The organism is Achromobacter sp. Marseille-Q0513 (assembly GCF_018195695.1).
Classification (GTDB): Bacteria; Pseudomonadota; Gammaproteobacteria; order Burkholderiales; family Burkholderiaceae_B; genus Achromobacter.
The window spans coordinates 1-12657 of sequence record NZ_JAGTJY010000183.1; the positions used below are offsets into that span (position 1 = coordinate 1).

Annotated in this window: 10 protein-coding genes and 1 pseudogene; 4 read left to right on the forward strand and 7 right to left on the reverse strand. The window is 65.7% G+C overall.

Annotated features, from left to right (window positions below; genetic code table 11):
- The 3 genes from KDH83_RS25580 to KDH83_RS25590 all read right to left on the reverse strand — a co-directional run.
- Positions 1-725, reverse strand: a 725-nt coding sequence (locus KDH83_RS25580) for a bifunctional methylenetetrahydrofolate dehydrogenase/methenyltetrahydrofolate cyclohydrolase (RefSeq protein WP_212320811.1), incomplete at its 3' end; no start/stop codon positions are given.
- Positions 722-1348: a response regulator transcription factor gene (locus KDH83_RS25585; RefSeq protein ID WP_103273993.1), complete on the reverse strand. Its 627-nt coding sequence runs from the start codon at positions 1346-1348 to the stop codon at positions 722-724. The genes KDH83_RS25585 and KDH83_RS25580, both read right to left, overlap by 4 nt.
- A complete protein-coding gene (locus KDH83_RS25590; protein WP_212320812.1) occupies positions 1345-3099 on the reverse strand; it encodes a PAS domain S-box protein in 1755 nt (584 codons plus the stop codon). The genes KDH83_RS25585 and KDH83_RS25590 overlap by 4 nt, the downstream gene beginning before the upstream one ends.
- Positions 3100-3455: 356 nt before the next feature.
- Here KDH83_RS25590 and aceE point away from each other — a divergent pair, with 356 nt between their 5' ends.
- The 4 genes from aceE to KDH83_RS25610 all read left to right on the forward strand — a co-directional run bounded on the left by aceE (position 3456) and on the right by KDH83_RS25610 (position 10952).
- Positions 3456-6164: a pyruvate dehydrogenase (acetyl-transferring), homodimeric type gene (gene aceE, locus KDH83_RS25595; protein WP_212320813.1), complete on the forward strand. Its 2709-nt coding sequence runs from the start codon at positions 3456-3458 to the stop codon at positions 6162-6164.
- A 12-nt stretch (positions 6165-6176) separates the two neighbouring features.
- Positions 6177-7829 (forward strand): dihydrolipoyllysine-residue acetyltransferase, encoded by a 1653-nt coding sequence (gene aceF / locus KDH83_RS25600; RefSeq protein WP_212320814.1) that lies wholly within the window; start codon positions 6177-6179, stop codon positions 7827-7829.
- Positions 7830-7842: 13 nt separating this feature from the next.
- Positions 7843-9624 (forward strand): dihydrolipoyl dehydrogenase, encoded by a 1782-nt coding sequence (lpdA, locus tag KDH83_RS25605; protein WP_212320815.1) that lies wholly within the window; start codon positions 7843-7845, stop codon positions 9622-9624.
- Positions 9625-9881: 257 nt separating this feature from the next.
- Positions 9882-10952 carry a PDDEXK nuclease domain-containing protein gene (locus KDH83_RS25610; protein ID WP_212320816.1) on the forward strand — a complete coding sequence of 357 codons (1071 nt, stop codon included), beginning with the start codon at positions 9882-9884 and terminating at the stop codon, positions 10950-10952.
- Between the two features lie 99 nt (positions 10953-11051).
- Here KDH83_RS25610 and KDH83_RS25615 read toward each other — a convergent pair whose 3' ends face one another.
- From KDH83_RS25615 to KDH83_RS25630, 4 genes and pseudogenes are all read right to left on the reverse strand, one after another.
- Positions 11052-11378 (reverse strand): type II toxin-antitoxin system RelE/ParE family toxin, encoded by a 327-nt coding sequence (locus tag KDH83_RS25615; protein WP_212320817.1) that lies wholly within the window; start codon positions 11376-11378, stop codon positions 11052-11054.
- The gene (locus tag KDH83_RS25620) at positions 11375-11656 is read right to left on the reverse strand and encodes a type II toxin-antitoxin system Phd/YefM family antitoxin (RefSeq protein ID WP_103274000.1); all 282 of its coding nucleotides are present in this window, start codon (positions 11654-11656) and stop codon (positions 11375-11377) included. Before KDH83_RS25620 ends, KDH83_RS25615 begins: the two co-directional genes overlap by 4 nt.
- A 212-nt stretch (positions 11657-11868) precedes the next feature.
- Complete coding sequence (locus KDH83_RS25625; protein WP_212320818.1) at positions 11869-12063, reverse strand: putative motility protein; 195 nt, start codon at positions 12061-12063, stop codon at positions 11869-11871.
- Positions 12064-12235: 172 nt separating this feature from the next.
- A pseudogene (locus KDH83_RS25630) lies at positions 12236-12657 on the reverse strand (hypothetical protein); the annotation flags it as partial.

Genomic DNA, 12657 nt, shown 5'->3' on the forward strand with positions numbered 1-12657 from the left:
TCGCCGCACAGCTTGCCGTCGGCGCCGCGGTTGATGCCCACGTCGATGACGACGGCGCCCGGCTTGATCATCGAGCCGTCGATCATGCCCGGCTTGCCGGTCGCCACGACCAGCACGTCGGCGCGGCGCGTCTGCGCGGCCAGGTCGCGGGTCTTGGAGTTGCAAATGGTGATGGTGGCGCCGGCCTGCAGCAGCAGCATGGCCATGGGCTTGCCGACGATGTTGCTGGCGCCCACGATGACGGCCTCGGCGCCGCGCAGGGCCACGCCTTCGGATTCCAGCATCTTCATCACGCCGTAGGGCGTGCAGGGGCGGAACAGCGGCTGGCCGGTCATGAGCAGGCCGGCGTTGCTGACGTGGAAACCGTCCACGTCCTTTTCGGCGGCGATGGCCTCGATGACCTTGTGGGCGTCCATGTGCTTGGGCAGCGGCAGCTGCACCAGGATGCCGTGGATGGCCGGATCGCGGTTCAGCGTGTCGATGCGGGCCAGCAGCTCGGCCTCGGTCATGTCCGCCGGGTACTGCTCTTTCACGGAATGCAGGCCGGCCTTTTCGCAGGCGGCGACCTTGTTGCGCACGTACACCTGGGAGGCGGGGTCTTCGCCCACCAACACCACGGCCAGGCCGGGGCGGGTGCCTTGCGCGGCCAGCGCGGCAACGCGCTGGGCGACTTCTTCGCGGATGCGCTGCGAGAGCGCGACGCCGTCAATGATTCTTGCTGTCATGCATGCGCCTCGGGCTTGGCCAAGGCGACCTTCATCAGGTCTGCTACGGTGGTCACTTCAAGTTTTTCCATGATGTTGGCGCGGTGCGCCTCGACGGTCTTGATGCTGATGCCCAGGTCGTCGGCGATCTGCTTGTTCAAGCGGCCGGCGACGATGCGCTCCAGCACCTGCTGCTCGCGCGCGGTCAGGCGCGCCAGCATGGCTTCGTGGTCTTTCTGGGCCTGGTGCTTGCTGACGCGCTGCGTCGCCTGCTCCAGCATGCGCGCCACGATCTCGCGCAGGTCCGATTCGTTGAACGGTTTTTCGAGGAAGTCGACCGCGCCCTTCTTCATGGTGGACACGGCCATGGGCACGTCGCCGTGGCCGGTGATGAAGACGATGGGCAGCGGGGCGTTGCGCGCGATCAGCTGTTCCTGCAGTTCCAGGCCGCTCATGCCGGGCATGCGCACGTCGGCGATCAGCACGCCGATCTGGGCCGGATCGTAGTCTTCCAGGAAGGACTCGCCGCTGGCGTAGGCACGGACGCGATAGCCATTGGCCTCCAGCAGCCAGCGCAGCGAATCGCGGACCGCTTCGTCGTCGTCAACAATGAATACCGTGCTCGACAGGTGGGGCGTGTTCATGCGTGCAACTCCTCTGACTGGTCATTCTGGGCCTGCGGCTGGGGTGCAGCGCAGGGCAGGGTAAAGCGGAAAATGGTGCCGCCGGCGGGATTGGGGTCTGCCCACAGGCGGCCATGGTGCGATTCGATAATGGTACGGCAGATATTCAGCCCCATGCCCAGGCCCTGGGACTTGGTGCTGAAGAAAGGTTCGAACAGGCGTTCGGGCTCGGCCAGGCCGTGGCCGCGGTCGACCACGGCCACTTCGATGTGCTGCTCGTGCAGGATCACGGCCACCTTGAGCTCGTCGGACTCGCTCTTTTCCATGGCTTCCAGGCCGTTCTTGAGCAGGTTGAGCAGCACCTGTTCGATCAGGATGGGGTCGGCCAGGACGTCCGGCGCGTTGGACGGCACGAAGCTGTCGATGCGGATGCGGCGCTTGCGCGCGTCGATCTCGGCGAAGCCGATGGCGTTGTCGACGATGCGGCCGATGGCCACGCGCTGGCGGCGCGGCTCGCTGCGCTTCACGAATTCGCGGATGCGGCTGATGATCTTGCCGGCGCGCTCGGCCTGCGAGGCGGCCTTTTCCAGCGCCGGCAGCAGCATGTTGGGGCTGGTGTGGCCGGCCTTGACCAGGGCCACCGCGCCCATGCTGTAGTTGGCGATGGCGGTCAGGGGCTGGTTCAGCTCGTGCGCCAGCGACGAGGCCATCTCGCCCATGGTGGTCAGGCGGCTGGTCAGCTGGATCTTCTCCTGCTGCACGCGCGAGGCTTCCTCATGCGTGCGGCGCTCGGTGATGTCGCGCGCCACCTGCATGCGCACGCGGCGGCCGTCGGTCCAGGCCAGCATGCGGTGATGCACCTCGAACCAGCGCTGCACCGAAGGCGCGAACACTTCGACCGATTCGTCGGTGAAGCGGCCGCGGCGGCCGGCCAGCAGTTCGTCGTGGCCGCCGGTCTGGGCGCCGAACACGCGGCGGTAGGTGCGGTTGGCGAACAGCAGCTCCAGGCCGTCGTGGGTGTCGGCCGTGACCGAGATGGCGTCGTCCAGGCCTTCCAGCACCGTCATGAAGCGCTCGTGCGCGGCGGTCAGCGCCTCGCGGATGCGCTTGGGCTCGGTGATGTCGGTCATGGAGGTCATCCAGCCGATCTGGTTGCCGTTGGGGTCCAGCAGCGGCGACACGTACATGCGGGCGGTGAAGCGCGAGCCGTCGCGGCGCTGGGCCTCGACTTCCAGGCCGCTGCTGGGCGTCTTGCCCGACATCAGCACGTCCAGCGTGTGCTGGTGCTGTTCGTGGCGGCCGGGCACCCAATAGGGGAAGGGCGGGCTGCGGCCGATCAGGTCGGCCTCGTTCCAGCCGATCATGCGGCAGAAGGCGGGATTGACGTAGGCGATGCGGCCTTCCATGTCGAGCACCCGCATGCCGGTGGACATGGAGTTCTCCATGGCGCGGCGAAAGCCGGTCTCGGCGATCAGCGCGGCCTCGGCCGTCGAGCGGAAGCGGGTATAGCGCCACAGCATCAGCAGGCTGATGATGATCACGCAGGACAGCGCCAGCACCACCCAGAGCAGCCGTTGCTGGCGCATTTCCTGGTCGATGGTGACGAACATGACGCTGTCGTCGTGGATGCGTTGCAGCCAGAAGAACACCGCCATCACACAGACATAAAGGATCAGCACCAGGGCTGGCGTGACCCAGTACACCCCGCGGCGGCGCGTGCGGGCGTGGTCGTGGAATGGGGTGGGGATGTTGGACTTGGGCGCGCTGGACATGGAATTCGGGCCAGATAGACCCGGCATTTTAGTGCGTGTTGCCGGGGAATTGCCGGGAATCAAGCGGTCGATTGCGTGGGCAGGCTAAAAAATTGCGCCGATGCACCTTTCAGCTTGCGGTCATGATTTCACTTTGTGAAATGCCGTACCGCAACATGAAATTTTCCTTGCGACCGGTTAATCTTCTTTCTTAGAATGCCGGCTGATAAGGGAACCCTCCCCGAAGGCAGGTTTCCAGAACACCCACGACCCATGCAGGACATGGTAGCCCGGATGACCCGGACGCCACGGACTGGCCGCGAGCAGACCAATAAGCGCGGGTGTGGTCATGAACGAACCCCAACAGGAGACACACGATGTCCTCTTTCGCCCAGGCTGGCGCCGTGCAGGCTGCCAACGACGAAGACACCCTAGAGACCCAGGAGTGGCTCGAAGCCCTGGCAGCCGTCCTTGACCGCGAAGGACCGCAGCGCGCGCACTACCTGCTGGAACGCCTGATCGACGAGGCGCGCCGCTCCGGCGCCCACATCCCGTTCTCGCCCAACACCGCCTACGTCAATACGATCCCGCCCGGCCTGGAGCCGGCGCACCCGGGCAACCTGGAACTGGAATCGCGCATCCGCTCGTACGTGCGCTGGAATGCCATGGCCATGGTGGTCAAGGCCAACAAGCACAACCCGCCGGACGGCGGCGACCTGGGCGGCCACATCGCCTCCTTCGCCTCGCTGGCCACCATGATCGGCTGCGGTCAGAACCACTTCTGGCACGCCGAGACCGAGAACCACGGCGGCGACCTGGTCTACTTCCAAGGCCACACCTCGCCCGGCATGTACGGCCGCGCCTACCTCGAAGGCCGCCTGACCGAAGAACAGCTGAACCACTTCCGCCAGGAAGTGGACGGCAAGGGCCTGTCCTCGTACCCGCATCCGAAGCTGATGCCGGACTTCTGGCAGTTCCCCACGGTGTCGATGGGCCTGGGCCCGCTGATGGCCATCTATCAGGCGCGCTTCCTGAAGTACCTGCACGCCCGCGGCATCGCCGACACCAGCAAGCGCAAGGTCTGGGTCTTCTGCGGCGACGGCGAGATGGACGAGCCGGAATCGCTGGGCGCCATCGCCCTGGCGGCGCGCGAGAAGCTGGACAACCTGATCTTCGTCATCAACTGCAACCTGCAGCGCCTGGACGGCCCGGTGCGCGGCAACGGCAAGATCATCCAGGAGCTGGAAGGCGACTTCCGCGGCTCGGGCTGGAACGTGATCAAGCTGATCTGGGGCGGCTACTGGGATCCGCTGCTGGCGCATGACAAGGAAGGCATCCTGCGCAAGATCATGGAAGATACCGTCGACGGCGAGTACCAGGCGTACAAGGCCAACGACGGCAAGTTCGTGCGCGAGCACTTCTTCGGCAAGCACCCCAAGCTGCTGGAAGCCGTGTCGCGCATGAGCGACGAGGACATCTGGCGCCTGAACCGCGGCGGCCATGACCCGCACAAGGTGTTCGCCGCGTTCGACTCGGCCACCAAGCACGAGGGCCAGCCCACCGTCATCCTGGCCAAGACCATCAAGGGCTACGGCATGGGCCACGTCGGCCAGGCCAAGAACCCCACCCACCAGCAGAAGAAGCTGGAGCTGGACTCGATCCGCGAATTCCGCGACCGCTTCGCCATCCCGATCCCGGACGACCAGCTGGCCGACCTGCCGTACTTCAAGCCGGCGGAAGACTCGCCCGAAATGAAGTACCTGCACGAGCGCCGCGCCGCGCTGGGCGGCTACCTGCCGCGCCGTCGCGCCAAGGCCGACGAACAGCTCAAGGCCCCGGCGCTGGACGCCTTCAAGGCCGTGCTGGAGCCCACCGCGGAAGGCCGCGAGATCTCCACCACCCAGGCTTTCGTGCGCATCCTGAACCAGGTGCTGCGCGACAAGGACCTGGGTCCGCGCGTCGTGCCGATCCTGGCCGACGAATCGCGCACCTTCGGCATGGAAGGCCTGTTCCGCCAGATCGGCATCTACGCGCCGGAAGGCCAGAAGTACACCCCGGTCGACAAGGACCAGGTCATGTACTACAGGGAAGCGGCCGACGGCCAGCTCCTGCAGGAAGGCATCAACGAAGCGGGCGCGATGAGCTCGTGGATCGCGGCGGCCACGTCGTACTCCTCGAACAACCGCATCATGATCCCGTTCTTCATCTACTACTCGATGTTCGGGTTCCAGCGCATCGGTGACCTGGCCTGGGCGGCCGGCGACATGCAGGCGCGCGGCTTCCTGCTGGGCGGCACCGCCGGGCGCACCACGCTCAACGGCGAGGGCCTGCAGCACGAGGACGGCCACAGCCACATCCTGGCCTCGACCATCCCCAACTGCGTCTCGTACGACCCGACGTTCGGCCATGAACTGGCCGTGATCATCCAGCATGGCCTGAAGCGCATGGTGGAAGACCAGGAAAACGTCTACTACTACCTGACGGTGATGAACGAAAACTACCCGCAGCCCGGTCTGACCACGGGCGACGAGGAAGGCATCATCAAGGGCATGTACAAGCTCAAGTCGCACGGCAAGGGCAAGAACCGCGTGCAGCTGATGGGCTCGGGCACGATCCTGCGCGAAGTCATGGCCGCCCAGGAACTGCTGGAAGCCGACTGGGGCGTCGCCTCCGACCTGTGGAGCGTCACCAGCTTCACCGAGCTGCGCCGCAATGGCCTGGACGCCGAGCGCCACAACATGCTGCACCCCGACGAGAAGAAGCCGCAGGTGGCCTACGTCACCGAGCAGCTGGCCAAGACCGAAGGCCCGATCATCGCGTCGACCGACTACATGAAGCTGTTCGCCGACCAGATCCGTCCGTTCGTGCCGAAGGGCCGCGAATACAAGGTGCTGGGCACCGACGGCTTCGGCCGCTCGGACTTCCGCTCGAAGCTGCGCGAGCACTTCGAAGTGGACCGCCACTTCGTCGTGGTCGCTGCGCTGCGCGCGCTGGCCGACGAAGGCAAGCTGCCGCTCGCCAAGGTGGCCGAGGCCATCAAGAAGTACGGCATCAATCCGAACAAAGCCAACCCGCAATACGCCTGAGGGTAAAGAGACATGAGCAACATCGTGCAGATCAAGGTTCCGGACATCGGCGACTTCAAGGAAGTGGAAGTCATCGAGGTGCTGGTGGCGGTGGGCGACACGATCAAGGCTGAGCAGAGCCTGATCACGGTGGAGTCCGACAAGGCGTCGATGGAGATTCCGGCCTCGCAGGGCGGGGTGGTGAAGTCGATCAGCGTGAAGGTAGGCGACAAGGTCGCGGAAGGCACGGTGGTGCTGGAAGTGGAGGCGGCAGGCGCCGCCGCCGCGCCGGCAGCCGCGCCCGCTGCTGCCGCGCCGGCCAAGGCTGCGGAAGCGGCCAAGCCTGCCGCCGCTGCGCCGGCTCCGGCCGCCGCGCCGGCCGCCAGCGCCGGTCCCGTCGACATCCAGGTGCCGGACATCGGCGACTTCAAGGAAGTCGAGGTCATCGAAGTCATGGTCGCCGTGGGCGACACGATCAAGGCCGAGCAGAGCCTGATCACCGTCGAGTCCGACAAGGCCTCGATGGAGATTCCCGCCTCGCAGGGCGGCGTGGTCAAGGAAGTGAAGGTCAAGGTCGGCGACAAGGTCGCCAAGGGCTCGGTCGTGGTCGTGGTGGAAGGCTCGGCTCCGGCCGCCGCCGCCGCGCCCGCCCAGGCCGCTGCCGCCGCGCCCGCGCCCAAGGCCGAGGCGCAGGCACCGGCGGCTCCCGCCGCCGCGCCGGCCGCGCGTCCGGCTCCGGCCGCCGCGCTGGAAGACGCCAACCTGAAGCCGGGCCAGCTGCCGCACGCTTCGCCTTCGGTGCGCAAGTTCGCGCGCGAGCTGGGCGTGAACCTGAGCAAGGTCAAGGGCTCCGGTCCCAAGGACCGCATCACGGCCGACGACGTGCGCGCCTTCGTCAAGCAGGCGCTGGCCGCGCCGGCCGCCGTCGCCGGCGGTTCGGCCGACGGCGCCGCGCTGGGCCTGTTGCCGTGGCCCAAGGTCGACTTCACCAAGTTCGGCCCGATCGAAGCCAAGCCGCTGTCGCGCATCAAGAAGATCTCCGGCGCGAACCTGCACCGCAACTGGGTCATGATCCCGCACGTCACCAACAACGACGAAGCGGACATCACCGACCTGGAAGCGCTGCGCGTCACGCTGAACAAGGAAAACGAGAAGTCGGGCATCAAGGTCACGATGCTGGCCTTCCTGATCAAGGCCGTGGTCGCGGCCCTGAAGAAGTTCCCCGAGTTCAACGCCTCGCTGGACGGCGACAACCTGGTGCTCAAGCAGTACTACCACATCGGCTTCGCCGCCGACACGCCCAACGGGCTGGTGGTGCCGGTGATCCGCGATGCCGACAAGAAGGGCATCCTGCAGATCGCTCAGGAAATGACCGACCTGTCCAAGAAGGCCCGCGACGGCAAGATCTCGCCGGCCGACATGCAGGGCGGCTGCTTCTCGATCTCGTCGCTGGGCGGCATCGGCGGCACCTCGTTCACGCCCATCATCAACGCGCCCGAAGTGGCCATCCTGGGCGTGTCGCGTTCGTCGCACAAGCCGGTCTGGGACGGCAAGCAGTTCGTGCCGCGCCTGATCGTGCCGCTGTCGCTGTCCTATGACCACCGCGTCATCGACGGCGCCGCCGCGGCCCGCTTCAACGCCTATCTGGGCGCGCTGCTGGCCGACTTCCGCCGCATCGCGCTGTAACCGGGGAGCCTTCATGAGCAATACCGTTCAAATCAAGGTTCCGGACATCGGCGACTTCAAGGAAGTGGAAGTCATCGAAGTGCTGGTGGCGGTGGGCGACACGATCAAGGCCGAGCAGAGCCTGATCACGGTGGAGTCCGACAAGGCGTCGATGGAGATTCCGGCCTCGCAGGGCGGGGTGGTGAAGTCGATCAGCGTGAAGGTGGGTGACAAGGTTGCCGAAGGCACGGTGGTGCTGGAAGTGGAGGCGGCAGGCGCCGCCGCCGCGCCGGCAGCCGCGCCCGCTGCTGCTGCTGCGCCGGCCAAGGCCGCGGAAGCGGCCAAGCCTGCCGCTGCCGCCGCAGCGCCGGCTCCGGCCGCCGCCAGCTTCGGCGGCTCGGCCGATGCCGAGTACGACATGCTGGTGCTGGGCGCCGGCCCCGGCGGCTATTCGGCCGCCTTCCGCGCCGCCGACCTGGGCCTGTCCACCGTGCTGGTGGAACGCTACGACACGCTGGGCGGCGTCTGCCTGAACGTGGGCTGCATTCCGTCCAAGGCGCTGCTGCACAACGCCGCGATCATCGACGAGGCGCGCGAGCTGGCCGCCCATGGCATCAGCTTTGGCGAGCCCAAGATCGACCTGGACAAGCTGCGCGGCTACAAGGACAGCGTGGTCGCCAAGCTGACCGGCGGCCTGGCCGGCATGGCCAAGGCGCGCAAGGTCACCGTGGTGCACGGCGTGGGCGAATTCGTCGACCCGTATCACCTGAAGGTCACAGGCAAGGACGGCAAGGTCCAGACGCTGCGCTTCAAGCAGGCCATCATCGCCGCCGGCAGCCAGTCGGTGAAGCTGCCGTTCCTGCCGCAGGACGAGCGCATCGTCGACTCGACCGGCGCGCTGCTGCTGCGCGAGATCCCCAAGAAGATGCTGATCGTCGGCGGCGGCATCATCGGCCTGGAAATGGGCACGGTGTACTCCACGCTGGGCGCGCGCCTGGACGTGGTGGAAATGCTGGACGGCCTGATGCAGGGCGCCGACCGCGACATGGTCAAGGTGTGGCAGAAGAAGAACGCCTACCGCTTCGACAACATCATGTTGAAGACCAAGACCGTGGGCGCCGAGGCGAAGAAGGACGGCATCTACGTCAGCTTCGAAGGCGAGGGTGCTCCCAAGGAACCCCAGCGCTACGACCTGGTGCTGCAGGCCGTGGGCCGCAGCCCCAACGGCAAGAAGATCGGCGCCGACAAGGCGGGCATCGCCGTCACCGACCGTGGTTTCATCGAGGTCGACAAGCAGATGCGCACCAATGTGCCGCACATCTACGCCATCGGCGACATCGTGGGCCAGCCCATGCTGGCGCACAAGGCCGTGCATGAAGGCCACGTGGCGGCGGAAGCCGCGGCCGGCCAGAAGTCCTTCTTCGACGCCCGCGTCATTCCGTCGGTGGCCTACACCGATCCGGAAGTGGCCTGGGTGGGCCTGACGGAAGACGAAGCCAAGAAGCAGGGCATCAAGTTCGAGAAGGGCGTGTTCCCCTGGGCCGCCTCCGGCCGCGCCATCGCCAATGGCCGCGACGAGGGCTTCACCAAGCTGATCTTCGACGCGGACACGCACCGCATCCTGGGCGGCGGCATCGTGGGCACCCACGCCGGCGACCTGATCAGCGAAGTGGCGCTGGCCGTGGAAATGGGCGCGGACGTGATCGACATCGCCAAGACCATCCACCCGCACCCCACGCTGGGTGAATCGGTCGGCATGGCCGCGGAAGTGGCCGAAGGCGTGTGCACGGACCTGCCGCCGATGAAGAAGAAGTAAGCGGACGCGGTTTGTCTGCGAAATCCCCGCGCGGCGGCGACGCTGCGCGGGGATTTTTTTTGTCTGGCCTGTGCAGGGACGCACCGCGTGCTTTGGGGGAACAGCGTCGGACGGGGCGGACAAGGGTGGACAGGTTTGTCACTGTCGGCCGGACCGGGATGACGGCCCTGCGCTATGTTCACGTCCAGGGTGTGTCGGCATATGGCAGCTTGGCGTTGGGCGATGGCCGGCTCATCCATCCTTTGGGAGGTGGTGGCATGGCTAAAGGCAAGACATCCGTAGCGACGGCGCCCGAGATGGCGCCGGAGGCGTTGCTGGGGGATATCCGGATATTGATCGAGGGGGCTCGGCAGCGTGTTGCCTCGGCGGTGAACAGCGAGCTGACAATGCTCTATTGGAGCATCGGCCAGCGCATCCACGCGCAAGTACTTGAGGGGCGGCGGGCCGACTACGGCGAGGAAGTGCTGCCCAATGTAGCGGTGCAGTTGGTGCGGGAGTATGGCAGCAGTTTTTCGGTCAAGAACCTGCGCCGCATGGTGCAGTTCGCCACGACTTTTCCGGACGAGCAGATTGTCGTATCGCTGATACGACAATTGAGCTGGACCCATTTCATCGCCCTGATCCCGCTGAAAGACCCGCTCCAACGCGACTACTACGCGCAAATGGCCAGCATCGAAGGCTGGAGCGTACGCACCCTGCGCGAGCGCTTCAACTCCATGCTCTACGAACGCACGGCGCTATCCCAAAAACCGGATGAATTGATCGCCCAGGAACTGGCGACCCTGGCCGGCGCGCAGCGCATGTCGCCGGCACTGGTGATGCGCGACCCCTATATCCTGGACTTCCTGGGCCTGCAGGACAGCTGGCAGGAAGGCGACCTGGAAGCCGCGATCATTCGTGAGATGGAATCCTTCCTGTTGGAACTGGGCGCGGGCTTTTCCTTCCTGGCGCGGCAGAAGCGCATCCAGATCGACGACGAGGATTTCCATCTGGATCTGCTGTTCTATAACCGCAAGCTGAGGCGACTGGTCGCCGTCGAATTGAAGATCGGCGACTTCGAGGCGGCGCACAAGGGCCAGATGGAGCTGTATCTGCGCTGGCTGGACAGGCACGAACGCGAACCCGGCGAGGCCGCTCCGCTGGGGATCATCCTGTGCGCGGGCAAGAAGCGCGAGCAGATCGAACTGCTGGAACTGGATAGATCAGGGATACACGTCGCCGAGTACCTGACGGCCTTGCCGTCGCGCGAGGTGCTGGGTGAAAGGTTGCAGCTGGCGGCGACGCGGGCTCGTTTGCGGATCGAGCAGCGTGGCGGTGAAACGATGTAGCCGAGGCTGCGCCTGTACGGTTGCGGTGGACATGCGCGGTGCGTTGCCGTTGTCGGCTGCTTGCCCGGCTCGCATCGCGGCATCTGCCAGGCTGTCGTGCTACGGCCTGAGCGCGCGCAAGGGTCGTCTCGCCAGTTTCGTTTTGAAGTCCTGTCGGCAATCGCAGATGATGTGGATGTAAACGACGTCACCAACGACTTCGTAGATCACCTGGTTCTTGGCGGCGATGATCTCGAGAAAGTGAGTGGCGGGCAGTTCGGGCGGTGCATGGCCGGCGCCCGGAAAGCGTTCCAGATTCAGGACCGCCTTCTTGATCTTCACGTAGGCGTCCAGCCAGGTGGACGGAGAGAAGTGCTTGATGACATAGCGCCGGATCTCGAACAGGTCGTCGGCGGCGGACTGAAGAAACACGACCCGATGCGTCATGCAGGGTCTTCCTGGTCCATGGCTTCAATCCGCGCGAATACATCCGTGGCCGGGATCGTCCGGCCTTCCTCTATTTCCCTGCGGCCTTGCGCAAGCAGCTGGAGCAAGGCAATCGCTTGTTCCTGCTCTTCATAGCTTTGCACATCCATGACGACGAGTTTGGCCTCGCCATTTTGGGTGATCAACAACGGTTCGCGCGTCTGGGACAGGGTCGTGACGATTTCGGCCGCATGGCTCTTGAGATATGAGATCGGTTTGACCTGTGTTGAGTACTTCATGGGCAGAGCTCCAGCCAGATGGATGTATCGGACTTATTTTAGTCTGAATTCAGTCTTGTGGCTCGGGTGCTCCATGCTGTGCAAGCCATGGTGATCGGGCTGATATCCGATCCTCGTCGCGGCAAACTGCAAAAAAGAAAATCCCCACGCAGCCATTGCTGTGTGGGGATTCGGCAATCGTCGCAAGGGCGGGCGCAGCGAGGCCCGCGTGTTCAGGCGTGCGTATTGACCCGCGAGCCCAGCGTGGCGTCCTGGGCCATGGCCGGAACGGCGCCCTGCATCAGCGTGGCCACGGTTTGCGACTGCATGTTCAACACTTTCTTGAGCAGGGTGGCCTGGACCTGGTCGACCGTTTGCGCGTCGCGCATGGCCAGGACGGTGTTGACGGCGTTGTTGACGGAGTCCATGTCTGAGGTTCCTGCGTGGGCGGCTCGGGAATGAACCTGGTGGGAGCTTATTGTCGCGTAGTTTCCGCGTTTCGGGGAGCGTTCTGCTGCGCCTTGCAGGATATTTTTTCGCTCGTTCCGGACGAGGCGAGGCGTGGGCGAGGATGGGCCGACCGGCGCGTCCACGGGCCGTTCATGGGCGAGCAGGGCATTCCTTGACGGTGCCCCATCCTTGGTTGGGTTCGCAGTATTGCCTGCGTGCGGCCCAGGCGCAGTCCGGCCGGTCGAAGAAGCTCAATCCGGCGCAGCGTTGCAGCTCTGCCTTCAATGCGTCCAGCCAGCTGTCGCGCGGTTCGGCGGGGATTTCGGTGATCCGGAGAGTGGGGACGGGCGCGGGCGCCGGGGCCGGCTGGGGCGTGGCCGTGGCAGGGGTCTCAGTCTCCGGCGTGTCGGCATGCGGCGCGCGCGCCGGTGCATCGACTGCGGGTGTTGATGGCGTGGCGGCGGACGCGGGCGGCGCCGGCTCGCGCTCCGACGGGTGGCGGGGTTCTTCCGGGGCGCTATCGGCATGTTCCTGCCCCAGGCCCGGCAGCGGCTGCAGGGGCTGCAGCCGCT